The sequence below is a fragment of the Niabella soli DSM 19437 genome, from assembly GCF_000243115.2.
Taxonomy (GTDB): domain Bacteria; phylum Bacteroidota; class Bacteroidia; order Chitinophagales; family Chitinophagaceae; genus Niabella; species Niabella soli.
In genome coordinates, this window is sequence record NZ_CP007035.1 from 2,879,069 (window position 1) to 2,905,401 (window position 26,333).

Consider the following 26,333-nt stretch of genomic DNA (forward strand, 5'->3'; position numbering starts at 1 on the left):
AAAGTAGGATTTATTAATCCTCTATAACCACCACTGCCGCCGCAATATTTTTTAAATGACTTAGAGAGATTTTCACTTTATCCAGTGAAAGATATTGCAAGGTTGCCGCCGTTTGTCCGGTGAGTTTCAGTTCCGGTTTACCATTTTCATCCCCAAGGACGATTATTTCATTAAATGCCGTGCCAGTGGTCCAGCCGGTGCCCAGCGCTTTAAAGAAGGCCTCTTTTGCAGCAAAGCGGGCCGCATAATGCTCGTATTTATGGGTCTTGGGCTCACAGTAATCAACTTCTTCCGGAGCAAAGATCAACTCCCGAAATCCCTGCTCCTTTTGAATTTTTTCCGCAATGCGTTCTGTTTCTATTACGTCTAATCCGATACCAGTGATCATATTTTTTGTTTCAGGTTTCAGGTTCAAAGTTCCAGGTTTCTTTCAAACGTTAAACATGAAACCTTGAACCGGCCCTACGGGCCTAGGGCACCGGATCGTATCCGCTTCCACCCCAGGGATGGCAACGGGAAATCCTTTTTATCGATAACCACAACCCCTTAAACGGCCCGTATTTTTTAAAAGCTTCCAGCGCATAATGACTGCAGGTAGGCGTATAACGGCATTTGGGACCCATCCAGGGAGAGATCACCAATTGATAAAAACGGATCAGCAGCACAAATGGCAGACTTAATATTTTAAGAAATCCTTTCACTGGTGGTGGTAATTATTTTTTGTAACCCTTTCCCAACTTGTTTATATATTTCGTCAAAAACCGGCAATTCTTTCCCTGTAAACAATAAAAACAGACAAAGGTTTGATTGCCGCTGCAGCACTGCAGCTTTCAATTCATGCTGCTGCAGGCGGTAGGCCTCCCGTAACAGGCGCTTGATACGATTGCGATCCACGGCCTTTTTAAAATAACGGCTATTGGCGCCCACACCGCATTGCACTGTTCCCTGTTCATTTGGTTCCTCAGTAAAAAGAAACTTTATCGGACCCGAGTAAACCCGTTTCCCGGTTTTAAAAACCGCCTGTAGCTTTTTCCGGCTCTTTAACCGGTCTTGCCGGGGAAATGTATTTTTTGTGTTAATAGTGCTGCTGTTTAAATTGCAAAAATAAAAATTTGACCGCGCATTTTCGCAGGCACTAAAGTTATGATTAAAACGATTGCAATTATCCTGTTCTGGTTTACAGCATTTACCTGCACCACCGTGGCAACCGCCCAGGTAAACCTTTTTGTTGCACCCAATGGGCAGGATACCAATGACGGCACACTTTCCAAACCCTTCAAAACACCGGAGCGGGCGCTGCACCAGGCGGAACAATTTCCCCGAAAGCAGGTAACGATATTCCTTCGTAAAGGAAAGTATTATTTAGCGCATCCGCTCAGTATAAATAACAGGCTCAAAACGCGGTCCCTTACCCTTGCTGCATTCCATGATGAAAACGTCGTCATCAGTGCAGGGCGCCCGCTGCGCCTGAGCTGGGAACCTTACCGACAGGGGATTTACAAGGCCAAAGTTCCCGCGGGGGTGAATTTTGAGCGCTTATACGTAAACGGATCCCTGCAGGTACTGGCCCGCTACCCCAATTACGACAGCACCGCAAAAGTATTTAACGGTACCAGCGCCGATGCCATCAGCCCGCAACGGGTAAAAAGATGGAAAGACCCGGTTGGAGGCTATGTGCATGCCTTGCATGCGGGAGAATGGGGCGGGTTCCACTATCGCATTACCAATGTGGACGGGGCCGGCAACCTGCAACTGGAGGGCGGTTGGCAAAATAATCGCCCCGCAGCAATGCACAAACAATATCGCTTTGTTGAAAATATATTCGAAGAATTAGATGCACCCAGCGAATGGTTCCTCGACAAAAAAACCGCGACCCTCTACTATCTGCCCAATAAGGGCGTTGATCTTCGTTCGGCAACAATAGAAGTATCCCGGTTCAGGAACAGTATTGAACTAACCGGCACCTCTGCAAATCCACTTAAAAATATTGTGATCAGCGGCATTACCTTCTTACATAATGAACGCAGTTTTATGGAAACAAAGGAGCCTTTGCTTCGTAGCGACTGGACCATTTACCGCGGCGGTGCGCTGCTGCTGGAAAACACGGAAAACTGTAAAATAACCGACTGCCGCTTTTTTGACATCGGAGGTAACGCCATCTTGCTAAGTGGGTATAATAAACAGGATACGATCAGCAATAATCATATCAGTAATGCCGGCGCTTCCGCAATTGCCTTCGTGGGTAAACCGGACGCCGTGCGTTCGCCCCTTTTCCGGTATGCTGATTTTATTTCTTATGACAAGATCGATAAAACGCCGGGGCCAAAATCGAACAACTATCCGCAGGATTGTATCGCCGTTAATAATCTTGTACATGATATCGGGCGCATTGAAAAACAGGCTACGGGTGTTGAGATCGAAATGGCGGCCCGCGTCACTGTAAAAAACAACAGCATTTACAACACACCGCGCGCAGGTATTAATATTGGTGACGGCTGTTTCGGAGGGCATCTTATCGAATATAATGATGTGTTCAACACGGTATTGGAAACGGGCGATCACGGCGCTTTTAATTCCTGGGGGCGCGACCGGTACTGGAATGCTAACCGGAAATATATGGATAGCCTGGTGGCCCTGCACCCGGAACTGATCTTATTGGATGCGCAACAAACCTCTACCATCCGGAACAATCGCTTCCGTTGTGATCATGGCTGGGATATTGACCTGGATGATGGCTCCTCCCACTACCATATTTATAACAATCTTTGTTTAAATGGCGGGCTAAAACTGCGCGAAGGTTTTTACCGCACTGTTGAGAATAATATAATGGTGAATAATACGTTTCACCCTCATGTATGGTTTCAAAGCAGCGGGGATATTTTCCGTCATAATATTATTATGACCCCTTACGCTCCTATCGGGATGAAACATTGGGGCAGGGAAATTGATTCCAACTTTTTTAATTCCAAAGCTGATCTGGAAAGAGCGCAAGCCCGTCAAACGGATGTGCACAGTCTTTTTGGCGACGCGCTTTTTGTTAATCCCTCCCTGGGAGATTATAACGTAACCCCACAGTCTGCGGCATTGAAAACGGGATTTGAAAACTTCCCGATGGATTCCTTTGGCGTTCAGGATCCGGCTTTAAAAAAACTGTCGGCAACCCCGGTATTACCCGTGTTGATGCGCAGTGCTGTTATTGGGGAAAATGCAGCGCCCCTCCGCTTGCTGGGGGCGGTTTTAAAATCGGTTCAGGGACCGGGAGATCGTTCGGCGTATGGATTACCCGATGAACGGGGAGTAATTATTGTAACATTAAGCAGCAACAGTCCATTGAAGACGGCGGGCCTGCAGGAAAATGATGTGATCCGGAAAATGGATGGCGCCGATATCCTTAATACCGATGACCTGGAAAAACGCTGCCAGACCAGCCGGTGGAAAGGATCCGTAAAAATGGAGGCGATCCGGAATCAGCAGCTAGTGCAGGTAACACTGGCGTTAAAATAAAGGGGCTTTATCAAAAGTAGTTTTAAACCGCTGTGTCCACTGTGGTTATGTTTCTGAACTTTTGAGATAATCTCTAAAATAAAACAGCCCCAAAAAGGGGCTGCTAATTCTTTTAATAAGCTGAGTTGCTTATTTCAATTTCCTTTCGTCAGAAACCGTTAATTTTTTACGGCCTTTTGCACGGCGCGAAGCTAATACTTTGCGACCGTTGGCAGTTTGCATACGCTTACGAAAGCCGTGAACTGTTTTACGGCGGCGACGATGGGGTTGAAATGTACGTTTCATACTATTTTAAAATTTTCACTTTTTTTTGAATGCGCATGGGAGAACATGCTGATTTTCAATACTTTTCAACCAGGCACCACCCCGGTTGGTTTGTGAAAGGACCGCGAAGATAGGAAAAATATCTGGTTTGAGCAGCTAAAATCAGGAGCAGCCACATAATTTTAAGCCACTGCTGTGAGATAAAAACAGCGCTAGATGAATGATTGCTTCGCCAGGTAATCATGACTGAACTTGATGCTTTCAAACATATCGCCCTTGCTGGTATCCTGCTCTACGAACCATTTTTTCAACCCGGCCTTTTTTCTTGCAGCAAAAATCCGGGCAAAATCAATAGTCCCATGTCCCACCTCCGTAATATCCTTTGATCCGGCGGCCATGTCTTTCACATGCCATAAAGGGAAACGCCCGGGATATTTATTAAAATACGCCACCGGATCATGACCGGCTTTGGATATCCAGTACAAATCCATCTCCATATTTACCAATGAAGCCGGCGTGTTTTTGATCAGATAATCATACACCAATGTATCGTTATACTTTTCAAATTCAAAGTCGTGGTTGTGGTAGGCAAACCCCATTCCTGCAGGAGCTGCTTTTTCTGCCGACTTCGTTAGTAAACCGGGTAATTTAGCATACACTTCTTTAGTACGTTCATTAGGGAACAGAAACGCGCACACCATGTACCGAGCTCCGATGGCATGAACATCCTCTACCGCTTTTTCCCAACCATCTGTTAGGGTTCCTTTTGATTTTACCATCAACCCGGTGGTATGGTGGGAGCTGGTCACCTTCATGCCGGTATTTTTCAAAATAGTTTTAAACTCGCCCGGCGTTTTCCCAAAAAAACTGCCATTGTAGCCATAAATCTCCAGTTCATTATAACCGATTGACACCAGTTTTTCCAAGGTACCTTCCAAATCTTTTGCAACGGCATCCCGTACCGAATACAGTTGCAGGGCCATGTACTTTTTCTTAGCGTTTGCTGCAAATACATTCGTTGTATATAAACCTGCTGCTCCCAGGCCCAGGGTTTTTAAAAAATCGGCTCTTTTCATTGACTTTCCGTTTTTGTAAATAAAAAAATTGCTCCCTGAAGTTAGCAGATATTGATCAAAATGCAAACAACGAGATTTCTCTTCATCCCGCGAAGCGGGACTCATCGAAATGACGTGTTAAGATATGGTCAGTGCTTCGGGTGAAAGTTATAAAGTAATTTGTTTGCTGCTGACCGGCGCACCAAAAAAAGCGGAACCGTGATTATCAAAATCTTCCGCGGAATCCGTTGTAAAAAACAGGCGCCCGCCGTTTTTGCTGCATTGCTGTTCTATTTCCGGATGGCGTTGCAGGTAATCCGCCAGGCTTTTGGCAACCAGTTCTCCCTGTGAAACTAATTTCACATCAATGGGCAGGTCTTCCTGTATTTTATTTTTTAACAACGGATAATGGGTACAAGCCAATAGCACCACATCAATATGCGGGCCTTTATGAAATAAGGAATGCAGGTTCTTTTTAATAAAGAAATCAGCTCCATGCGTATCGATTTCATCATTCTCAACAATAGGCACCCACATGGGGCAGGCTTCCTGGTATACTTTTATATCCGGAAAAAATTTATGGATCTCGATGGGATACGATTCGGAGTTTACCGTGCCCTTTGTTGCCAGGATGCCGATCTCGCCCATTTCTGAATAATTGCCAATTACTTCCGTGGTAGGGCGAATAACCCCCAGCACCCTTTTTTCAGGAGCGATCCTTGACAGATCATTTTGCTGAATGGTGCGTAATGCTTTTGCTGATGCTGTATTGCAGGCAAGGATCACCAGCGAACAGCCCTGGCTGAAAAACCATTCCACACATTGCAGCGTGTATTCATAAACCGTTTCAAAGGAGCGGTTTCCGTAAGGTGCCCGGGCATTATCACCTAAATAGAGATAATCATATTGCGGCAATATATTAACCAACTCCTTCAGCACGGTTAATCCGCCGTAGCCGGAATCAAAAACGCCGATGGGCGCTCCGCTATTTCTGATTTCTGATTTCTGATTACTCATTTCTGACTTCTCTTAATATCTGCTCCCAGTGCCTGTAGCCGGGTGTCGATCTGCTGGTAGCCCCGGTCTATTTGTTCGATATTCTGAATAATACTTTTTCCTTCGGCGCTTAAGGCCGCGATCAGCAAGGCCACCCCCGCACGGATATCCGGACTGCTCATGGTAATACCCCGCAGCCGCTGTTCCCGTTCTAACCCTATCACTACGGCCCGGTGCGGATCGCATAAGATGATCTGCGCGCCCATTTCTATCAGTTTATCTACAAAGAACAACCGGCTTTCGAACATTTTCTGATGGATCAATACGCTTCCATGCGCCTGTATGGCCGTCACCAGCACAATGCTCAGCAGATCCGGCGTAAAGCCCGGCCAGGGGTGGTCGTAGATGGTTAATACACCGCCGTCAAAATAACGTTGTATGGTATAACTTTCCTGCTCCGGGATAAAAATATCATCCCCTTTAAATTCCATTTGAATGCCCAGTTGTCTGAACTTATCCGGAATAATGCCCAGATCGTTAATACCGGCATTTTTTATGGTGATCTCGCTTTGCGTCATGGCAGCAAGGCCAATAAAGGAGCCCACTTCTATCATATCGGGCAACATCGTATGAGTGGTGCCTCCCAGGTAATCCACCCCCTCAACGGTTAACAGGTTACTACCAATGCCGCTGATCTTCGCCCCCATCCGGTTCAGCATTTTGCAAAGCTGCTGCAGGTAAGGCTCGCAAGCCGCATTATAAATGGTGGTGGTACCGCTGGCCATGGAAGCCGCCATAACAATATTTGCGGTTCCGGTTACCGATGGTTCGTCCAACAACATATATGTGCCTTGCAATTTATCTGCTGTCAGATGAAAAAAACCGTCCTCCTGATTATAATCGAACCGGGTGCCTAATTTTTCAAATCCAATCACATGGGTATCCAGTCTTCTGCGGCCTATTTTATCGCCGCCGGGCTTGGGAATAAACGCTTTTTTAAACCGCGCCAGCATAGCGCCCGCCAGCATTACAGAGCCGCGCAAGCGCCCGCTTTTCTTTTTAAAATCGGCGCTGTGCAGGTAATCCACATTCACATCGTCGGCCTGGAAGGTACAGGTATGACGATCGGTCCGCCGCACTTTTACATTCATTTCCCCCAGCAATTCTATCAGGAGGTTTACATCCAGGATATCCGGGATATTATGGATGGTGACGGTTTCAGGCGTCAGCAGCACGGCGCTGATGATCTGTAATGCTTCATTCTTGGCCCCTTGCGGCTGAATTTCGCCTTTCAGGCGATTACCGCCCCGCACTTCAAATACGTTCATATTATTGATAGCTGTTTATGCAGCGAAGATAATTTTTTTGGCTCTTAAAAATTTAAGCTGATGGATTTAAAAAACGAGTAAACTTACACGTAATCCGCTTTCGTAGAGATACCAGCATCAACATACGATAATATTCGTATATTTAAATCCAATTTGATGCCTATGCCTATCCAATTTATCTCTGCAAAAACCATTGTCCGTCAATTAAAGCAAATAGGTTTACTGATACCTTTTATTCTATATTGCACTTTTGCGGTGGGGCAGCAACAGGATACTACCGTTTTCCGCGTCAGCGGCCGGATTAAAAACTTTGGAACAGGAATTTTGATCGGAACTATAAGGGCGTTCGGAAACGATTCCATAAGACTGGATACTATTGAAGTAAAACATGACTCTCTAAATCATACCACCTGTGTGGAAGCGCCACAGGTGATAAAATATGAACCAATAGACGACCGGTTTGCCCGATACCGCAAAGTGATAAAGAATGGAGACAGTGTGGCTGTGGATTTTGCTGATGGGCAGCTTAAATGTATGGAAGTAGTGGCAGCCCCTGGATTGAATATTACAATTAACGGAACAGCAGGGAGATCCTTAACCGCCTACCCGTCTGGTTCCGCTGAAAATGAGCAACTGGCTGCGCTCCGGAAAAAATTTTATCCATTGATCGACCAGCTCAGTGATCTGGATTATAGCGACAGAAAAATACGCGATTCTGTTTTAAAAGCTGAAGATCGGCTTACTACAGCAGCTACAGCTATCCAATCTGATTTTGTGAAAAACAACCCCTCTTCTATTGTTTCTTCTTTTTTGATCTGGAAGCAATTTGAACTGCTCAATAAAAAAAACCCTGATAAGGCTGACAGCCTGTTTCAACTGATCCACCCTATCGATAAGGACATTTACAAACAACTAATGCTATTGGCACAACAGAATCGCAATAAAACGATAACGGAGTTGTCAGTCGGTCAGTTGTTCCCCGATTTTAAAACAAAATTCGTTTATAAAAATTCGAGCTTTAATTTGAAGCAAACACTTGGGAAATACACCTTAATTGACTTCTGGGGCACCTGGTGTATTCCATGCGTAAAAGAGCTACCTAAGCTAAAATCCTATTGTGATAAATTCAGCCACAAATTAAACCTGGTAAGTATCGCAAGCGACGATTATGTGCGCTGGAAGGCTTTTCTTGATAAAAAGAACTATAACTGGGTCCAGATTTTGGATCAGGACATTCCAAAATTATCTGAACGCTTTGTTGTTCAGGTTTATCCCACTAAATATTTACTTGATCCCGAAGGTAAAATTTTAATGATCTTCAAAGATGTGACAGAGGAGGTTTGGGAGCAACTGGATCATTTATTGATGCCATAAAAACTTAAGATTGCACTTAGTCCCATAATGCCTTTGGCATTTCTCTTTTGAGCGCCTCCGCCATTTCTGCAATCGCTTCTTTAATACGCCGATTCGAGTTCCCTTGCTTCTCCAGTTGCATAGTAACGGAAGTTCGCATAACAATCTCATTTGCCATTTCTGTGGCCCGCTTTTCAATTATTTTTTCCAGTGAACCTCCTTTGGGTAAAAAGCCATACACCAACTGCAACCCCAATGCGTCGGCGGTTTCCCTTAATGAGTTGATCGTGGCGCTCCCTTCTGCTTCGCTTTTTTCTATTTTCATTACGCCCTGCGGTGTGATGGAAAGTCGATTACCTAATTGCCTCAAAGACATCCTGAGCGTTTTGCGAATAAGATTCAGCCATCCTTTTGAAGGTGGCTTAACATCTATGAATGGCTGCAGCACCTGCAATTTTTTGTCAAGTTGCCGGATAATCAGTCTGGTGTCGGGATTTTTCATTTTTTCGGCAAATTTAAACTAATTGGTTTAAATATTTATCCATAATTTAAACTTATAAGTTTAAATTATTTTATAAAACTTAACCAGTAAAACTAATAATTATCTGTTAATGAATAAGTTGCAAACAGAAAACTGTACTGCTTAATAATACGGGCTAATTAACACATAAATAATCGGCCCGGTAACCGCCACATAAAACCAGATCGGCCAGGTGAGCTTTGCTATTTTACGGTGCCGGGGGTATTCCCCGATCAAACCGCGGTAGGCGGTAAATAAAATAAAGGGGAGAATGATGCCCGCCAGCGGGATATGCGTGGCCAGGATAAAGAAATAGATATACCGGATGGCGCCCTGGCCACCGAATTTAGTGTCCCCTGCCAGTAAATGATGGGCGATATAACTCAGCAGGAACAGGATGGAAAGCACCATAGCCGTCAGCATCAGTCGCTTGTGCCGCTCGTATTTCCCGTTTTTTGCGGCAAACAATGCTACCAGCAACAACACGGCCACTATTGAATTAATGACTGCATTGATCCGTGCAAAAATATGCACATCAAAGCCGATGTCGGTTTTCAGTTGTACCCGGCCCAGGGCCACTACTACAGCAAATACGATAATGGAAAAAGTGTAGATAAGGATTTTCGCCTTTTTATCATTCTTGGTCCAGGACGGAGTTAACATTTTGCTTCTTTTTAAATACGATAAGGAACAGCCCGATCAGCAACGCTGCAAACAAAAAAACAGCCGCCAGGAAATTCATTTGCCCCGATAAAGGTCCTTTTTCATTGGGCTTCTTTTCCAGGGTTAGCAGGATAAGGTCTTGCGATAATTTGGCCAGCGACGCACTATCCAATCCGTGATAAAACCCTCTGATCACCCTGCTGCTGTCGATCAGCACAAAATGATCGGTATGTATAAAGCTGGTATCAATGCCCTTGCCATCCACCAGCCCGATCTTCATATCATTCAACGCCAGGTCATAAATTGTTTTTTTATCACCGGTTAACAGGTCCCATTGATCGGGATCTACCTGGAACCGGTCGGCCCAGGCCTTTAGTTGTGGTACCGAGTCCCGCTCAGGATCGATGCTGAAAGAAAGAAACTGTACGTCTTTATTCATCCGGTCGCCCACCCGTTGCAGGTTCGTGACCGATTGTTGTAGCCGCCGCATATTCATCGTTAACCGGGGACAAATGGTAGGACAATGCGTAAAGAAAAAATCGGCTATAATCGTTTTACCCCGGTACTTGTCAAGGGTCACGGTGTCACCCATCTGGTTCGTCAGTTTAAAATTACTAAGCTGATGCCAGATGGTGTCGCTTACTTTTTTGCCATCCTTTAACCGGGAGTTTATCGAATCAGGAAAGAACCGCGGAGGTAATATTACCGCCGTCTTGCTATAATGATCAACAATAAAATAACAGGCTACCGGTAAAATAATAGCCAGTAATATGCCGTAGATTGCTGTTTTGTTCAAATCAAAAGTATTATGAAGGTGCAAAATTCGTGAAAAGCTTTTAAAGCGCCGGAATATATTTTTTATTCCCCCGGCAGCGGGTAATGCGGCTATTCGTTAAAGTATTTGTGTTATTTTTAAAGCTTCTAAACAATAAACAATGAATACAAAAAGCCTTCTGACTGGTGTAGCAATAGCAACAATGCTGATTACAGCCTGCAACACAAATAAAAACGGGACTCCGGATGTTTCCACCAAAGATACGTTATCCAAGCCGGTAGAAACCAAGGCCCCCAATAGCAATTATAAACCTGCTTTTGAGGGACAAACACGCATTAAAGGGATACATACCCAAACGCCGTTGGACGTTAAAGTAATTGCAGACGGTCTCCGCTATCCCTGGGGTATTACAACGCTTCCGGATGGCCGTTTCCTGATCACCGAACGGGAGGGAACGATGCGCATTGTTACCCCTGCCGGCCAGGTGAGCGCCCCCATTACCGGCCTGCCAAAAGTTGATGCTGCCGGCCAGGGAGGCCTGCTGGATGTGGCAGTAGACCCGGACTTTTCAAAAAACAGGATGATCTACTTCACCTTCTCACAGGATGTGCCGCCGGGTACCCTTACTGCGGTAGGCAAGGGCAAACTCTCTGCAGATGAGAAAATGATAGAAGGGGCCTCCGTTATTTATCAGGCCCTGCCTGCGTTTCCCAGCAAGTTGCACTATGGCGGGCGATTGATTTGGGATAAAGAAGGTAATTTATTTGTAAGTACAGGCGAGCGTTCAGATACCGTTTCCCGCCCGCAGGCCCAGCATTTAAATTCCGCATTGGGTAAGGTCCTGCACATTACAAAAGAGGGAAAACCTGTTGCAGGCAACCCATTTATTAACACGCCTGACGCAAGACCGGAAATATATTCTTACGGACACCGGAATGTACAGGGACTGGCGATCAACCCCGTAACCGGTGAGTTGTGGGAAGATGAATTCGGGCCCCGGGGCGGCGATGAGGTAAACCGCATCTTACCTGGAAAAAATTATGGCTGGCCCACCATTACTTATGGGCTTGAGTATAGCGGTAAAAAAGTAGGCGATAGTCTTACCCAGAAACCAGGATTAGAGCAACCGGTTTATTATTGGGACCCGGTGGTGTCCCCCAGCGGCAGTATCTTCTATACAGGCGACCTGATCCCTGAATGGAAAAACAACCTGTTTATTGGTGCATTAAGCGGTATGCATATTGTACGTCTGGCTATTGAAAATAATAAGGTAGTGGGTGAAGAACGGTTGCTGGCAGATCAGCAGCATCGTTTCCGTGATGTGGTGCAGGGTAGCGACGGCGCATTGTATGCGATTACCGACGGAGAGAAAGGCCGCTTGTATCGTATTGGAAAAAAATAAAAAAATGCCGGAAAATTATACCGGTTCTGTTAACTACCATCTTATTAATTTAAAACCCCAAAGCGTGTATACTAAACTATTTACTGCAATAACAGCGGTACTTATGCTGGCATCCTGTACCCCCCATGAAAAAACAGGAGCTGATGATGAAGGCTTGTCCGTTTTCAATGCAGATAGCCTGGTAAAGCATATTAAAGTACTGGCTTCAGACTCGTTCCAGGGACGCAAGCCGTTTACAGAAGGAGAGGTAAGAACGATCGCCTACCTGCAGGACCAGTTTAAAGCTGCCGGTCTGGAGCCAGGTAATGGCAACAGCTACCTGCAGGATGTGCCGATGATCGATATCCTGTCCCAGCCGGACCCTGTAATGCAGGTACAGTCTCCAAAAGGGACGCTGCAACTAAAGGGCTTTGACGAGTATGTGCTTTCCACTCCAAAAACAGATCCCGTTATCAGTCTGGATAAAGTTCCCGTTGTTTTTGCCGGCTACGGCGTGGTAGCCCCTGAATATAACTGGAATGATTATGCGGGGCTGGATGTAAAAGGCAAAATCGTAATGGTGTTGGTTAATGACCCGGGCTTTAATAATGGCGATACTACGTTGTTTAAGGGCAAAACGATGACCTATTATGGCCGCTGGACCTATAAATTTGAAGAAGCCGCGCGTCAGGGGGCCCGCGGCTGCCTGGTGATCCACAGTACGGCAGCGGCAAGCTACCCGTTCAGCGTGTTGCAGAACGGCTGGAATACTTCCGCCCTGCGGCTGGATAATAAAAATGAATCCTTGCTGGATGCGGAAGGCTGGATCACTATGGACGCCGCAAAGAAACTTCTTGTTGCCGGCGGTCAGGACACCAGCATTATTGCTAAAGCAGATATCCGGGGCTTTAAACCGGCGCCGCTGAATGCAACGGTTTCCACCCATATTCGAACAAAAGTTACTTATAATAAATCACACAACGTTATAGGTAAAATAACCGGCACTAAATATCCCAATGAATATATTCTTTACACCGCGCACTGGGACCATTTAGGCATCGGCAAGCCAGATGCAACCGGCGACTCTATTTATAACGGCGCCCTGGATAACGCCAGCGGTACTGCCGGGTTGCTTGAATTTGCCCGTGCCTGGAAAAGTTTAAAAACACCCCCGGAGCGCACGATTGTTTTTCTGGCCGTTACCGGCGAAGAACAGGGGCTGCTGGGCTCTGCTTATTATGCGCAACACCCGGTTTACCCGGTTGCGACAACGGTTACGGTTCTTAACGTGGATGAGGTAAATAATTATGGTAAAACAAAGGATGTAATGCTGATCGGCAACGGACAATCGGATATGGACGACATTTTAAAGGAAGAAGCCGAAAAACGCGGGCGCTATATTTCCTATGATGCAAGTCCGGAAGCCGGCCACTATTTCCGGTCGGATCATTTTAGTTTTGCCAAAGCCGGTATCCCCGCATCAGGCCAGGGGCTTGGCATTGACGTTATAGGCAAAGGAAAAGACTATGGCCGGAAGATGCAGGAAGCATTCAATGCCCAGCATTACCACGCCCCCTCAGATCAATACAATGCCTCCTGGGATTTAAGCGGTGCTATTGATGACCTGCAACTGATGTTTCTTATCGGCAAACGACTGGCCTATTCGCATACCTGGCCCGGCTGGAAGCAGGGATCGGAGTTTAAGGCAGAACGGGACAAGACGGCTGCTGAACGGAAATAATAGTGAATCGTGAATAGTCAATGGAGAACCCGATTAATAATGCTGCTGCTTGGTTATGATAAATAAAGACTTTCTTAAAACACTTATAGTACCCGCTATGGCCGTGGCTTTCAACGTAACGGCCCAAAATGCCCCCGGCGTTTTAACGGTGCAAAAGATCATGCGCGATCCCAAATGGATCGGGAGCTCGCCATCGGATATTGAATGGGGCAACGATCGGAAAACGATTTATTTTTCCTGGAACCCGGATAATGCGACAGATGATTCTCTTTATAAAATAACCGCAACCAATAAAACACCGCAAAAGGTTTCGCTGGAAGAGCGGAAACAATTTATTCCGGAGGACCAGCTAAAATATAATAAGAGCCGCACTGCCGCCACCTGGGCTAAAGACGGCGATATTTTTTATCAGCATTTTCCGGGAAAATTAATCCGCATTACTCAAACCCGGGATGCCGAATACAATCCGGTGTTCAGTTTTAATGAAACCAGCATCGTTTACACACGATCGCAAAACCTTTACGCCTGGGATATAACCAACGGCGCCACCCGCCAACTGACCAATTTTACAGCCGACCCGCCCCCTGCTGGCAAAAAAGCCAGTCAACAGGAAGAATGGTTGCAGCATGATCAATTGGCACTTATGCAGGTGTTAAAAGAACGGAAGGAAAAAAGGGTCGCAAACGAAGACTATGAAAAACGGCTCGAAGAAAAACCATTGCGACCGATTCACCTTAACGGGGGCCAGTTGTCCGGTATCTCTATTAGTCCGGATGGGCGTTTTATCACCTATCGTATCTACACGTCGGGCAATGGCAAAAGAACCATCGTTCCCAATTATATTACGGAGAGTGGTTTTACTACTGATATTAACGGGCGAACCAAGGTGGGTAGCCAGCAGGGATCCGCTGCTTTTTATATGTATGACCATACAAAAGACACTGCCTACAAAATAAAAACCGAACCCATTCCGGGCATCCGGGATATCCCGGCTTATATAAATGATTATCCGGAGGAACTGGCAAAAATGCAAAAGGATACAGCATTGCGCGATATAAACTTTTACGGGGAGGAATGGTCGCCGCGCGGTGCTTATGCGTTACTGGATGTGTATGCGGACGACAATAAGGACCGCTGGTTATTGCTGCTTGACACTGCAACGCGCCGCTTAAAATTGGTAGACCGGCAGCACGACGATGCCTGGATCGGTGGCCCCGGCATTGGCCCGCGCTCCATAGGCTGGATCGATGACCAGACCATCTGGTTCCAAAGCGAAGCAACGGGTTATTCGCACCTGTATACGTATGCATTGGCCACCCAAACAAAAACAGCCCTTACCAGCGGCAAATACGAGGTACAGGAAGCAAGCTTATCCAACGACAAAAAGTCCTTCTACATCACCACAAACGAAGTACACCCGGGGGAAAAGCAATTTTATAAACTGGACTTACAATCGAAAACAGCCCGGCGCATAACTACCCTGGAAGGGGCCAACGAAGTGAGCATTTCACCAGATGAAAAATACATCGCGATAAGAAATTCTTATAGCAACAAACCCTGGGAGCTGTACCTCCAGGAAAACAGGGCCGGCGCAAAACCCATTCAGATAACGGATAAAGCGCAGAGCGATTCGTTTAAACAATACCATTGGCGCACACCAGAGGTGATCACCTTTCCTGCCAGGGATGGAGCGGCCGTTTACGCAAGAGTATACAAACCTGAAAATCCAAAGCCCGGTATGCCGGCCGTCCTGTTTGTGCACGGGGCCGGCTATCTGCAAAACGCGCACAAATGGTGGAGCTTGTATTTCCGGGAATATATGTTTAATAATTTATTAGCCGACAACGGCTATTATGTAATGGACATCGATTACCGCGGAAGCGCCGGCTATGGCCGTGACTGGCGTACGGGCATTTACCGGCATATGGGCGGCAAGGATCTGACCGACCAGGTAGATGCGGTAAAATACCTGGCGGCTACTTATAAGATCGATACCGCCAACCTGGGGATGTACGGCGGATCCTACGGTGGCTTTATGACCCTGATGGCCCTTTTTACCACACCCGATGTTTTTAAGAGCGGGGCCGCCTTACGGCCGGTGACGGACTGGGCAAATTATAATCATGGTTATACGGCTAATATTTTGAATGAGCCGTTTACCGATAGCATAGCCTACCGCAGAAGTTCACCAATCTATTTTGCAAACGGACTTAAAGGCAACCTGTTGATCTGTCATGGTATGGTAGATGTGAATGTGCATTTCCAGGATGCTGTAAAACTCACACAGCGATTGATCGAACTGGGAAAAGACAACTGGCAACTGGCCCCCTACCCCATGGAGGACCACGGTTTTGTAGAGCCCAGCAGTTGGACGGACGAATACAAACGCATTTTTAAATTATTTGAGCGCACACTGAAGAAATAAAGCGTCACAGTGTTGTTTCACCCAAGGACGCAGCGGATTGGTTTCAAATCTGTGTAAATCCGGGGAATCTGTGAGCACTAGATTTCCCGCAGTGATACAGTGGAGCAAGAGCGCAGCGGTTGGGGTTTCTCGCAAAGACGCAAAAGGAGCAAGGGCGCAAAGGGTTACGTTAAGACACGGTGTTTTCAGATACCCTCCGATGGCAAGGCACGGATGGCGCTTTTTCTTCTGCGTAAGTCTGCGAAGTCAGCGGGAAACTATCCTTTATTTTTCCTAACTTTATTGCAAGCCCAGCGCCTATGCACACACCTGCTTCCATATTTTTGGGAAAAGCGCCTTTTCTGAAATTACTCCCACCTTTAATAGCAGGGGTTATCTTACAATGGTATTGCCCCCTGTCTTTACATTTCAGTATAACAGGATTGGGTATTGCATTAATTGCTTCTTTTTTATTTCGCTTTTTACCGGCATACCTGCGTTTCCGGCTGAAAGGGCTGCAAGCCCTGCTGATTGCTCTGGGTCTTTTTTTTATTGGAATGACCCTGACAACGGTAAATGACGTTCGTTTTAAACCAGACCGGGTCGGACGTGCGTATAAGCAGGGGATGTATGTGGAAGTAACTTTATTGGAAAACCCAGTGGAAAAAAATCGCTCTTATAAAGCTGCTGCTGCAACAGATCATCTTATTTCTGATAACATTGCCACCAGCACCAGCGGTCAGTTGATCTTATATTTTAAAAAAGACTCCGCTATTAAACAATTGCACGCAGGAGACCGATTGTTATTCAATAAAGCACCGCAGGAGATCAGCAACAGCGGGAACCCCGGCAGTTTCGACTATAAACGCTATGCCCTGTTCAACGGAATAACCCACCAGGTATATCTTACCGGTAATGATTTCGTTCAATTACCACCTGACCAAAAATTTAGTCTGGCCCTTTGGCTATACAACACCCGAAATACAATCCTCAGCATTCTTAAAAAATATATCCACGGCCCCAGGGAACTGGGACTTGCCGAAGCCTTGCTGATCGGCTACCGGGATGATCTTGACAAACAGTTGTTGCAATCTTACAGTGATACCGGTGTGGTGCATGTAATTGCGGTTTCCGGCATGCACCTGGGCTTGGTGTACTGGTTGTTGACCCTCGCTGCAGGCCCCTTATTAAAATACCGCAAAACAAAAGGTTTGTACACGATTGTTATTCTGGGAGTCTTATGGCTTTTTACCTTATTGACCGGAGGGGCAGCTTCCATTGTAAGAGCCGCGGTTATGTTCACCTGTATGTTGCTGGGCAAGCAGATCAGCAGAAATGCATCCATTTACAATACCCTGGCAGCATCAGCTTTTATATTGCTTTGCTACAACCCTTACTGGCTTTGGGACATAGGATTTCAATTGTCTTATACTGCCGTATTAGGCATTGTTATTTTCTACAAACCCATTTACCATCTTGTTTTCATCCGCAATAAACTATTAAATGCCGTTTGGCAGCTTTGCGCGGTAAGCATCGCAGCACAGGTATTAACCACACCCATCGCTGCTTACCAGTTTCACCAGTTTCCCGTTTATTTTTTAATTACCAATATTTTGGTGGTTCCCCTTTCAAGCCTGGTACTGATCGGAGCGCTCCTATTAGTGATCGTAGCTCCTGTTTCGAAAGTTGCCGCTTTCATAGGCATTATTTTAGATAAAGGGATCTGGTGGATGAATTCGATTATTGAAAACCTCAGCCAGTGTCCTTTTGCGCTATGGGAAGGCATCCGGATCAGCACCTTTCAAGTAGTACTGTTGTACGTTATTATAACAGGAATTGCCACCTGGCTGCTATTGCAAAAACGATATGCTCTGTGGGTGGGAATGATAAGTTTATGCATGATAATGACGGCCAGGGTCCTTTCCTTCAATCATGCGGAAAAACAGAAGCAATTAATTATTTATAATATCCCCGGGGGCCGCGCGGTTGATTTTATTGAGGGAAGGGAGCACTATTTGCTTAGTGATTCTTTGACGGTAACAGATCCGGTTATACAAAAAAACATCTTTCAGCCCGCCGCCGTCTTATACCGCCTGCGCCAGGTGCGCCGCATCCCGAGCGCCGACAAAAACAATCGTTTGTTTATATTTCAGCGGCAACCCGTTTTGTTGGTCGACGGACCCGTGGAAACAATTGATGCACGCGGAAAGATAGCACTGGCCATACTTTCGGGCAATTCGCGGCTCTACGTTGCAGACCTGATCCAGCGGGTACAGCCCACACAAATTGTGATTGACGGGTCGGTGCCGGCCTGGAAAGCCCGCTACTGGCAAAAAGATTGCGATAGCCTGCTCATACCCTGCCATAATGTAGCACTTAAAGGAGCTTTTGTAATGAATCTTTGAAGGCTTACCTTTGCGGCTCCAATTCAATTTTATGAACAAAAAGATACAATCTGCACTGATCTCCGTTTTTTACAAGGACGGACTGGAACCCATTGTAAAAGAACTATCCCGGTTGGGCATTATCATTTATTCTACCGGCGGTACCCAAAAATTTATTGAAGACCTGGGCATCAATGTTGTTCCGGTGGAACAATTAACCACCTACCCTTCCATATTGGGCGGGCGCGTAAAAACGCTGCATCCATCCGTGTTCGGAGGTATTTTGGGAAGAAGGGAGCTGGAATCGGATGTACAGGAGATGGCAGAATACAAAATACCTGAGATCGACCTGGTAATTGTAGACCTGTACCCTTTTGAAGAAACCCTGGCCAATACGACGGAAGAAAAACTGATCATCGAAAAGATCGATATCGGCGGCCCTTCTATGATCCGCGCTGCCGCTAAGAATTTTAAAGATGTAGTAGTGGTGGCAGCAAAAAAAGACTACACTGCCCTGGAAGAATTATTAAAAACGCAGGAAGGCACCACCAGCATTGAGCAGCGCAAATCCTTTGCTGCAAAGGCTTTTGAGATTGTGGCGCATTACGACGTGGTGATATCCAATTATTTTAACGGCAACAATGGTTCTTATTTTCTACAATCCGTAAATATTCCCAAAGCCATGCGGTACGGAGAAAACCCGCACCAGGCAGGTACTTTTTACGGCGACCTGGATCAACTGTTCAACCAGTTGAATGGAAAAGAGCTCTCCTATAATAACCTGGTGGATGTGGATGCCGCCGTGCAACTGATCCGTGAATTCCAGGGAAGCGCAGACACCGTGTTTGCTATTATCAAACATACCAATGTATGTGGTGTAGCGGCCCGTGCAATTGTAAGTGAAGCCTGGAAAGATGCGCTGGCCGGTGATCCGGAGAGTGCCTTTGGCGGTGTATTGGTGACCAACGGTACCGTAGACGAAGCTACAGCAAATGCCATCAATGAAATTTTCTTTGAAGTGCTGATCGCACCTGCGTATGATGAAGCGGCGTTGAATATTTTAAAGTCGAAGAAGAACCGGATCTTACTGCAATTAAAGGCTGAAGGCTTAACGCAGAACGCTCAAAACAAATCGGTTCTCAATGGTGTGTTGACACAGCAACAGGATAACGGTAATTATGCAGAATGGAAGGAAGCAGGTGGCCGCGAAGCGACCGCTGCTGAAAAAGCGGACCTCGAATTTGCCAATATTATCTGCAAGCATTTAAAATCAAATGCGATTGCGCTGGTAAAAAACAAACAGCTCGTGGGCAAAGGCGCCGGGCAAACCAGCCGGGTGGATGCGGTACGCCACGCATTGGAAAAAGCAAAACAATTCGGCTTTGATCTGAATGGCGCCGTACTGGCCAGCGACGCCTTTTTCCCTTTTAATGATAGTGTGCAGATTGCGCACAGTGCGGGCATTACGGCCTTTATACAGCCGGGCGGCTCTATTCGCGATAAGGATTCTGTTGAATATACCCAGCAAAATAACCTGGCAATGGTAATGACCGGCATGCGGCATTTTAAGCATTAAACAGTACAAATAAAGGGAGTTGGCCGGTAAAACGGTAAGGCGGTAAAGCAGAGAACATTAGCTTCCCGTTTTACCGGCTATTCATTCGTCCAGGGCTTTTGATACCGCCACTTTTTTATTGTTCTGATTAAGGTTCTATCCAGGCTTCGTTTTCCTTTAGCAGGTTAATGAGCTCTTCTACTGCAATATCGCTGTTCACATTCCGCTTTACTACTTCCTTGCCTTTGTACAAGGTGATCTTGCCCGGACCGCTGCCCACGTATCCAAAATCTGCATCCGCCATTTCCCCCGGGCCGTTTACGATACAACCCATAATGGCGATCTTTACTCCCTTGAGGTGATTGGTAACGGAACGGATCTTTGTAGTGGTTTCCTGCAGATCAAACAAAGTACGTCCGCAGGAGGGACAGGAAATATATTCTGTTTTTGAGATACGGGTGCGCGTTGCCTGTAAAATACTGAAGGCGGTATTATTCAAAAACTGGTGCACGCTGTTATTGTTGAGGTAATTCCTTCCTGAAGAATTAACTATCGACACAGCAGCATCTGCTTTTTGTCCCATCCCCAAACAAATACCATCGCCAAAGCCATCTAAAAACAAGGCGCCGGTTTCGGTTGCAAGATGAATAAGGTGCTCATCGGCAGTTTCCCAGTTGCTGTTTGTTTCCAGGATAATAGGATGGGTGCAATTTTTTTCCTGCAAAAGCATACAAAAACGACGCACGCTTTGCATCGCATTTTTATTATCGCTGCTGAGGAACAATACGGTATTTTTTGCCTGAACCAGGTTATCTAAAGCGGCATCACTCAACTCCCCGCCGTCAGTGCAATTGACCGATACAAAATTGATGTGGCTATCTCCTTCTGTGTAAGCTTCCGCAGTATAAAAAGGGAAGCATTTGGTTTTATCTTCCACCAGCAGCCATTGGCTGTGGGGGGTAATTATTTTTAGGGTGCCCGGCAAAGCAAAGCCGATAGCCGGATCATCCAGGTAAATATAATCCGCCGCCGCATCTGCTATATGCCATTTATCGGTAACCTGATCGTAGGTATAGCCAATGCTTTCGAGGTCCTGTGGCATAACTGTTTGCCGGTTACTAAAATTTGCAACAACTACAGGAACCTGCCCTCCGCCGATATTGCTTACGGGGGCCGAGATGCGCCGCTTGTATTGGAAAGGGCTGTATTTTAAGGTTGACAAGTTTAGGGGTTGATAAGTTGATAAGAAATCAGATACTTCTCTGTTAACTTTTAAACTTTTAAACTTGTTAACCTCATAACGCTTCACGATATCCCGGCAAACAGGAATTTCCAACTCCGGATCTTCCGTTAGCGACACACGAATCGTATCCCCAATGCCGTCTTCCATCAATGTGCCAATACCTATCGCCGATTTAATGCGACCATCTTCTCCGTCGCCGGCCTCGGTTACGCCCAGGTGCAACGGATAAATTTCCCCGAACTCTTCATCCATCGTTTTAATAAGTAAGCGGTAGGCCTGCACCATAACCTGGGGATTGCTGGCCTTCATGCTCAGGATGATCTGATGATAATCTTCACTCCGGGCGATACGCAGGAACTCCATAGCGCTTTCCACCATTCCCATCGGGGTGTCGCCATAGCGGCTCATGATGCGGTCACTCAGGCTGCCGTGGTTGGTACCGATGCGCATGGCCGTACCATATTCCCTGCATATTTTTACCAGCGGAGTAAACCGCTCGCGGATGCGGTCGATTTCTTCGGCATATTCCGCATCGGTATATTCGATCTGTTCAAACTTCTTTTTATCTACATAATTGCCCGGGTTCACCCGCACTTTTTCCACGATGCGGGCGGCAATTTCCGCGGCATTGGGCGTAAAATGAATATCGGCCACCAGAGGGGTATTATAACCTCTTTTATGCAATTCATTTTTAATATTCAGAAGATTCTCCGCTTCTTTTTTGGAGGGGGCGGTAATCCGTACCAGCTCCGCCCCTGCTTCAATACAGCGGATCGACTGCTCCACGGTTGCCAGGGTATCCATAGTATCGGTGGTGGTCATGGTTTGCACCCGGATGGGATGATTATTGCCTAATAACAAATCTCCTATCCTTACTTCTTTGGTTAACAGTCTTTTATATGAAGTGAGTGACGCCGCGTATAATTCCATGCTGCAAAGATAGTTATTGTTCATTTGCCGGAAGATTCCGATGCAGAAACAGGTACATAACACTTTTCTCAGATATTGCAGGGATTAGCACAGATCATTGTTAGATCGACGCTTTTCTGTAGAGTTCAGTATACTTCCGCAAACAGCATTTTACAAAGCCCGCTGGCGACTTAACTGAAATTCAAAAAATTTTGTGTGAATCTGAGAAATCTGTGAGAAAAACTAAAGCAACGAATAAAAGTAACATTTAATATATTGCTCACAGATTCCACAGATTTTCACAGAAGCTCATCAAACATTTCCTCATTTATTATCTCTCATTCCTTATTTTTAATTCCCAATGAAAGCTTCACACTGGAAAACGGTCTTTATTTGCGTAACTGCCGCGTATTTTACAGGAATGACCTTGCATAACCCTGTTATTGAATCTATTTTTAAGCCTTTGCTGGTAGCAGCATTACTGGCCTATTTTATTGCAGCAACAAAGGGGATTCGTTCCTCCCTTAAAAAATGGGGCATTGCCGCATTGGGGTTTTCTATTGTGGGCGACAGTTTGCTGTTATTCGCCAATAGTAATGAAATGTATTTTATTTTAGGATTGGTTGCTTTTTTAATCGCGCATATTTTCTATATCCTGTGCTTCCACGCTATACGCACACAGGCTTCCCTCCCCGGCAGATGGTATAGCGCCGTAATTGTTGGGGTGTATTATTTTTTTATAACGAGCTTTTTAATACCACACCTGGGGGCACTTAAAATACCCGTACTCGTGTATGGGTTAGTGATCAGCTTTATGTTACTGCTGGCCATGAACCTTTATGAATTGCCCGATAACAAAACCGCCCGGTTCATTTTAACCGGGGCCATTTTCTTTATTATTTCCGATTCGGTTCTGGCCATTAATAAATTCTACCATCCCGAGGTATGGGGCGGCTGGGCGATCATGCTCACCTATGTATTGGCGCAATGGTTATTGACAAAAGGGCTTATAAGGCATCTTTTGCTGGCTCGTCCGCAAAAACGGTAACAGGTTTATGCAAGAAACATTCCTGTTTTCGAAGTACCTTCGGTTACCAATGACGCTCTTTCCACGCAATTGGCATTGATCTCTGCATTCAGGTATACGGCATCGGCCCCGCTCAGTACATCAATAAGCAGTAACAGTTCCGAATAACGACAGCACAAGGCCGGCACCCCGCCCTCGTCCCAGCAGGGCTGGCTAAGTTTCGTTGAATCGGGTTTCAGATACACAATGCCTGCAACATTCGCGCATTTTTCATCAAATAGCAAGATCGAATCGGCTCCCGTATTTAACGGGTCGTTCCGATAATAGAAACCCTTAATGATTTTTGAATAACGCATAACAATTGATTTAAAGGTTGTATTTTTCAAGTGCATTAATGTCACTAAAATACTTATTTTCTTATACCAACAAAATTAAAGCCAGCATTTTCTTTCCACAATGGTATAAATACGGTATTTATGAAGGCATTACACGATTAATCAATCGTCTTTCCATAGACGCTCCTGCTATCGAATAATGCGCGCAGGTTCATAATCATTTAAATAAATACCGATAAATTTGTCACTTATACATCTTAATAAAAAATATGCAACAGGTAGATTTTTTAGTGATTGGTACCGGAATTGCCGGCCTTACCTATGCCTATAAAATGGCAAAAAAATTCCCCGAAAAAAAAATATTGGTGCTTACCAAGGCGGCAGCTGATGAAACCAATACCAAATATGCCCAGGGAGGCGTAGCGGTGGTGAATGACCTGGAGCATGATAGTTTTGAAAAACATATTGAAGATACGTTGATAGCGGGCGATGGTCTGTGCAACGAAAAAATAGTAGAAATAGTGGTGAAGGAAGGACCGGAGCGTATTGATGAAATGATTGACCTGGGCACGCATTTCGATAAGGGGGCCGACGGAGATTATAAGCGCGGCAAGGAAGGCGGCCACAGTGAATTCCGCATTCTGCATCATAAGGACGTTACCGGCTGGGAGATGGAGCGGGCGCTTTTAGAAGCCGTGGAGGGCTGCCCCAATATTGAGCTCCTCAAGCATTGCCTGGTCATTGATATTATTACGCAACACCACCTGGGCTACCTGGTTACCAAAGCAACGCCGGATATTGAATGTTATGGAGTGTACGTGCTCAACTTAAACACCAATGAAATTGAGACCATCCTGGCAAAAACAACCTACCTGGCAACAGGAGGCAACGGGCAGGTATACCGCACCACCACCAATCCCGGCATTGCCACGGGCGATGGGGTGGCCATGGTGTACCGGGCCAAAGGACGGATCGAAAACATGGAGTTCATCCAGTTTCACCCAACGGCCTTATTTGAAGCCGGGTTGGTAGGGCAGGCCTTTTTAATAACAGAAGCTGTGCGGGGCGACGGGGGTATTTTACGTAATAAAGAAGGCGAAGCTTTTATGGAACGCTACGATGAACGCAGGGACCTGGCACCCCGCGATATTGTTGCCCGCGCTATCGACAGCGAAATGAAGCGCACCGGTACCGAACATGTGTGGCTGGATTGCCGCCATTTTGAACTGGAAAAATTCCTGGAGCATTTTCCCAATATATATGAAAAATGCAAAAGCATCGGCATCGATATTACCAAAGATATGATCCCCGTATCGCCGGCAGCGCATTATAGCTGTGGCGGTATAAAGGTGGATGAATGGGGGCAGACCTCCATCCGCAATCTGTATGCCGTAGGAGAATGCAGCAGCACCGGGCTGCATGGCGCCAACCGCCTGGCAAGTAATTCCCTGCTGGAAGCCATGGTATTTGCGCACCGCTGCTTTGAACATGTAGCGGAAAAAGCACAAACAGGCACGCTGAATGAGCACAATTATGATGGACAGATCCCCGAATGGAATGCCAAAGGCACCATGCAGCCGAAGGAGATGATTCTGATCACCCAGAGTCTGAAGGAGCTGCGCCAGGTAATGACCGATTATGTAGGCATTGTGCGGAACAATATAAGATTGCAGCGCGCATCCCGCCGGCTGGACCTGCTTTGGGAAGAGACCGAACAACTGTACAAATCCAGCAAGGTTTCGCCACAGTTGCTGGAGCTGCGCAACCTGATCACAGTTGGATATCTGGTCGTAAAAGGCGCCATGTTCCGCAAGGAAAGCAGGGGACTGAATTATAACACGGATTATCCTGAAAAAAGCGCATTGGTGCAGAATGTTGTTTTGTAATTTTACAACCGGCAACCGGGAGGTTCAAAGTTCAACGTTCAATGTTAAACTTTGAACTTTCAACTTTGAACTTTCAACAAATTATTAAGTGTATTATATCGTTTACGGATTTTTGTATCTATGTTCCCTGTTACCCCTTCGGGCATTATACCTGCTTGCTGATTTTTTTTACGCCGTCATCTATTATGTTATAGGCTACCGTAAAAAAGTGGTGTTGGACAACCTGGCCATTGCTTTCCCCGAAAAAACCATTGAAGAGCGCACCCGCATTGCAAAAGATTTTTACCACAAGTTTATTGACTCCCTGGTGGAAACGGTAAAAGTGCTTTCGGCATCCGATGCATTTTTTGAAAAACGTTTTACCGGCAACTGGGACCTCATCAATCAATATTACGACCAGCAGCGCAGCGTACAATTGCATTTAGGGCATACGTTTAACTGGGAATGGGGCAATGTGCAGGTGGTGCGCAAGATCAGACACCGGTTCCTTGGCGTGTACATCCCTATCAGCAACCCCTCCCTTAACAGGGTTTTTAAAAAACTGCGCTCCCGCAGCGGGGCCGTTTTACTGGATGCCGCGCGCATGACACGGGAATTTATGCCCTACCGCCGCAGTATGTATTGCCTGGGGCTCATCGCCGACCAAAGTCCCGGCCGCGTAGACAAGGCCAAATGGTTCTATTTTTTTGATCGCAAAACGGCATTTACCATTGGCCCCGCCAAAAGTGCTATCACCAACAACGCGGTGGTTTTGTTTGCCGCCATTGAACGGGTAAAGCGCGGTTATTATAACGTAACCTTTACGCTGGCCGAAGAAGATCCGAAAACCAACAGCACAGAAGAGGCGCTTACCAGGCAATTTGTACGCTTTCTGGAGGCCACCATCCGCAACAATCCTGACATGTGGCTATGGAGCCACCGCCGGTGGAAACATGAATGGAAGGATGGGGATGAAATGGGAGAATAGCCCCTGTTTAACCGCAATATGCAATGTATTTCACGCGGAGACG

The 26,333-nt window shown here is 46.1% G+C and carries 22 protein-coding genes; 10 read left to right on the top strand and 12 right to left on the bottom strand.

The features are described from left to right. Positions 1-13: 13 nt before the first annotated feature. The 3 genes from acpS to rnpA form a co-directional block, all read right to left on the bottom strand. Complete coding sequence (gene acpS / locus NIASO_RS12295) at positions 14-388, bottom strand: holo-ACP synthase (RefSeq protein ID WP_008586241.1); 375 nt, start codon at positions 386-388, stop codon at positions 14-16. 82 nt (positions 389-470) lie between these two features. Continuing rightward, positions 471-701 (bottom strand): membrane protein insertion efficiency factor YidD, encoded by a 231-nt coding sequence (gene yidD / locus NIASO_RS12300; RefSeq protein WP_044046321.1) that lies wholly within the window; start codon positions 699-701, stop codon positions 471-473. After that, positions 685-1,254 carry a ribonuclease P protein component gene (gene rnpA, locus NIASO_RS20510; protein WP_084568300.1) on the bottom strand — a complete coding sequence of 190 codons (570 nt, stop codon included), beginning with the start codon at positions 1,252-1,254 and terminating at the stop codon, positions 685-687. Before rnpA ends, yidD begins: the two co-directional genes overlap by 17 nt. Here rnpA and NIASO_RS12310 point away from each other — a divergent pair. After that, a complete protein-coding gene (locus NIASO_RS12310) occupies positions 1,144-3,504 on the top strand; it encodes a PDZ domain-containing protein (RefSeq protein ID WP_008586243.1) in 2,361 nt (786 codons plus the stop codon). The genes rnpA and NIASO_RS12310 overlap by 111 nt on opposite strands. A 129-nt stretch (positions 3,505-3,633) precedes the next feature. Here NIASO_RS12310 and rpmH read toward each other — a convergent pair whose 3' ends face one another. From rpmH to murA, 4 genes are all read right to left on the bottom strand, one after another. Then, complete coding sequence (rpmH, locus tag NIASO_RS12315; RefSeq protein ID WP_026309617.1) at positions 3,634-3,789, bottom strand: 50S ribosomal protein L34; 156 nt, start codon at positions 3,787-3,789, stop codon at positions 3,634-3,636. Positions 3,790-3,980: 191 nt separating this feature from the next. Beyond that, entirely contained in the window at positions 3,981-4,844 is an 864-nt protein-coding gene (locus NIASO_RS12320) for a sugar phosphate isomerase/epimerase family protein (RefSeq protein ID WP_025298928.1), read from the bottom strand. Between the two features lie 147 nt (positions 4,845-4,991). Beyond that, a complete protein-coding gene (gene murI, locus NIASO_RS12325; protein ID WP_008586247.1) occupies positions 4,992-5,840 on the bottom strand; it encodes a glutamate racemase in 849 nt (282 codons plus the stop codon). After that, positions 5,837-7,147, bottom strand: coding sequence for a UDP-N-acetylglucosamine 1-carboxyvinyltransferase (murA, locus tag NIASO_RS12330; protein WP_008586249.1), 1,311 nt, complete (start codon positions 7,145-7,147; stop codon positions 5,837-5,839). The genes murI and murA overlap by 4 nt, the downstream gene beginning before the upstream one ends. Before the next feature lie 162 nt (positions 7,148-7,309). Between murA and NIASO_RS19720 the strand changes: the two genes are divergently transcribed. Further along, positions 7,310-8,521 (top strand): TlpA family protein disulfide reductase, encoded by a 1,212-nt coding sequence (locus tag NIASO_RS19720; protein WP_025298929.1) that lies wholly within the window; start codon positions 7,310-7,312, stop codon positions 8,519-8,521. Positions 8,522-8,537: 16 nt separating this feature from the next. On the opposite strand, the gene NIASO_RS12340 is transcribed toward NIASO_RS19720, so the two are convergent. From NIASO_RS12340 to NIASO_RS12350, 3 genes are all read right to left on the bottom strand, one after another. After that, entirely contained in the window at positions 8,538-9,002 is a 465-nt protein-coding gene (locus NIASO_RS12340; RefSeq protein WP_008586253.1) for a mobile mystery protein A, read from the bottom strand. 141 nt (positions 9,003-9,143) lie between these two features. Next, positions 9,144-9,683 (bottom strand): DUF420 domain-containing protein, encoded by a 540-nt coding sequence (locus NIASO_RS12345; RefSeq protein ID WP_008586255.1) that lies wholly within the window; start codon positions 9,681-9,683, stop codon positions 9,144-9,146. Next, positions 9,655-10,479, bottom strand: coding sequence for an SCO family protein (locus tag NIASO_RS12350; protein ID WP_025298930.1), 825 nt, complete (start codon positions 10,477-10,479; stop codon positions 9,655-9,657). The genes NIASO_RS12345 and NIASO_RS12350 overlap by 29 nt, the downstream gene beginning before the upstream one ends. A gap of 139 nt (positions 10,480-10,618) precedes the next feature. Here NIASO_RS12350 and NIASO_RS12355 point away from each other — a divergent pair, with 139 nt between their 5' ends. The 5 genes from NIASO_RS12355 (at position 10,619) to purH (ending at position 19,944) form a co-directional block, all read left to right on the top strand. After that, a complete protein-coding gene (locus NIASO_RS12355; RefSeq protein ID WP_008586258.1) occupies positions 10,619-11,860 on the top strand; it encodes a PQQ-dependent sugar dehydrogenase in 1,242 nt (413 codons plus the stop codon). 4 nt (positions 11,861-11,864) lie between these two features. After that, on the top strand, positions 11,865-13,580 hold the full coding sequence (locus tag NIASO_RS12360; protein ID WP_008586260.1) for a M28 family metallopeptidase: 1,716 nt from the start codon (positions 11,865-11,867) through the stop codon (positions 13,578-13,580). A gap of 55 nt (positions 13,581-13,635) precedes the next feature. After that, on the top strand, positions 13,636-16,005 hold the full coding sequence (locus NIASO_RS12365) for a S9 family peptidase (RefSeq protein WP_008586262.1): 2,370 nt from the start codon (positions 13,636-13,638) through the stop codon (positions 16,003-16,005). A gap of 299 nt (positions 16,006-16,304) precedes the next feature. Continuing rightward, positions 16,305-18,389: a ComEC/Rec2 family competence protein gene (locus NIASO_RS12370; RefSeq protein ID WP_008586264.1), complete on the top strand. Its 2,085-nt coding sequence runs from the start codon at positions 16,305-16,307 to the stop codon at positions 18,387-18,389. Positions 18,390-18,420: 31 nt separating this feature from the next. Further along, entirely contained in the window at positions 18,421-19,944 is a 1,524-nt protein-coding gene (gene purH / locus NIASO_RS12375; RefSeq protein ID WP_008586266.1) for a bifunctional phosphoribosylaminoimidazolecarboxamide formyltransferase/IMP cyclohydrolase, read from the top strand. 127 nt (positions 19,945-20,071) lie between these two features. Here the strand turns inward: purH and ispG are convergent, their stop codons facing one another. After that, complete coding sequence (gene ispG, locus NIASO_RS12380; RefSeq protein ID WP_025298932.1) at positions 20,072-22,096, bottom strand: (E)-4-hydroxy-3-methylbut-2-enyl-diphosphate synthase; 2,025 nt, start codon at positions 22,094-22,096, stop codon at positions 20,072-20,074. Between the two features lie 340 nt (positions 22,097-22,436). On the opposite strand from ispG, the gene NIASO_RS12385 reads away from it, so the two are divergent. Then, on the top strand, positions 22,437-23,123 hold the full coding sequence (locus tag NIASO_RS12385) for a lysoplasmalogenase (protein ID WP_008586270.1): 687 nt from the start codon (positions 22,437-22,439) through the stop codon (positions 23,121-23,123). A gap of 5 nt (positions 23,124-23,128) precedes the next feature. Here NIASO_RS12385 and NIASO_RS12390 read toward each other — a convergent pair whose 3' ends face one another. Continuing rightward, entirely contained in the window at positions 23,129-23,458 is a 330-nt protein-coding gene (locus NIASO_RS12390; protein ID WP_008586272.1) for a hypothetical protein, read from the bottom strand. A gap of 248 nt (positions 23,459-23,706) precedes the next feature. Between NIASO_RS12390 and nadB the strand changes: the two genes are divergently transcribed. Then, positions 23,707-25,323: an L-aspartate oxidase gene (nadB, locus tag NIASO_RS12395; protein WP_025298934.1), complete on the top strand. Its 1,617-nt coding sequence runs from the start codon at positions 23,707-23,709 to the stop codon at positions 25,321-25,323. A gap of 88 nt (positions 25,324-25,411) precedes the next feature. Then, positions 25,412-26,290, top strand: a complete 879-nt coding sequence (locus NIASO_RS12400) for a lysophospholipid acyltransferase family protein (protein WP_008586277.1) — start codon at positions 25,412-25,414, stop codon at positions 26,288-26,290. Positions 26,291-26,333 lie beyond the last annotated feature (43 nt).

Bases quoted from the DNA above. Each gene is read 5' to 3' on its own strand.
- NIASO_RS12365 (WP_008586262.1), top strand. From the start codon at position 13,636: ATGATAAATAAAGACTTTCTTAAAACACTTATAGTACCCGCTATGGCC.
- NIASO_RS12310 (WP_008586243.1), top strand. From the start codon at position 1,144: ATGATTAAAACGATTGCAATTATCCTGTTCTGGTTTACAGCATTTACC.
- NIASO_RS12355 (WP_008586258.1), top strand. From the start codon at position 10,619: ATGAATACAAAAAGCCTTCTGACTGGTGTAGCAATAGCAACAATGCTG.
- NIASO_RS19720 (WP_025298929.1), top strand. From the start codon at position 7,310: ATGCCTATCCAATTTATCTCTGCAAAAACCATTGTCCGTCAATTAAAG.
- NIASO_RS12385 (WP_008586270.1), top strand. From the start codon at position 22,437: ATGAAAGCTTCACACTGGAAAACGGTCTTTATTTGCGTAACTGCCGCG.
- NIASO_RS12320 (WP_025298928.1), bottom strand. From the start codon at position 4,844: ATGAAAAGAGCCGATTTTTTAAAAACCCTGGGCCTGGGAGCAGCAGGT.
- ispG (WP_025298932.1), bottom strand. From the start codon at position 22,096: ATGGAATTATACGCGGCGTCACTCACTTCATATAAAAGACTGTTAACC.
- murA (WP_008586249.1), bottom strand. From the start codon at position 7,147: ATGAACGTATTTGAAGTGCGGGGCGGTAATCGCCTGAAAGGCGAAATT.
- murI (WP_008586247.1), bottom strand. From the start codon at position 5,840: ATGAGTAATCAGAAATCAGAAATCAGAAATAGCGGAGCGCCCATCGGC.
- rpmH (WP_026309617.1), bottom strand. From the start codon at position 3,789: ATGAAACGTACATTTCAACCCCATCGTCGCCGCCGTAAAACAGTTCAC.
- purH (WP_008586266.1), top strand. From the start codon at position 18,421: ATGAACAAAAAGATACAATCTGCACTGATCTCCGTTTTTTACAAGGAC.
- NIASO_RS12340 (WP_008586253.1), bottom strand. From the start codon at position 9,002: ATGAAAAATCCCGACACCAGACTGATTATCCGGCAACTTGACAAAAAA.
- NIASO_RS12390 (WP_008586272.1), bottom strand. From the start codon at position 23,458: ATGCGTTATTCAAAAATCATTAAGGGTTTCTATTATCGGAACGACCCG.
- NIASO_RS12345 (WP_008586255.1), bottom strand. From the start codon at position 9,683: ATGTTAACTCCGTCCTGGACCAAGAATGATAAAAAGGCGAAAATCCTT.
- NIASO_RS12370 (WP_008586264.1), top strand. From the start codon at position 16,305: ATGCACACACCTGCTTCCATATTTTTGGGAAAAGCGCCTTTTCTGAAA.
- acpS (WP_008586241.1), bottom strand. From the start codon at position 388: ATGATCACTGGTATCGGATTAGACGTAATAGAAACAGAACGCATTGCG.
- NIASO_RS12360 (WP_008586260.1), top strand. From the start codon at position 11,865: ATGCCGGAAAATTATACCGGTTCTGTTAACTACCATCTTATTAATTTA.
- nadB (WP_025298934.1), top strand. From the start codon at position 23,707: ATGCAACAGGTAGATTTTTTAGTGATTGGTACCGGAATTGCCGGCCTT.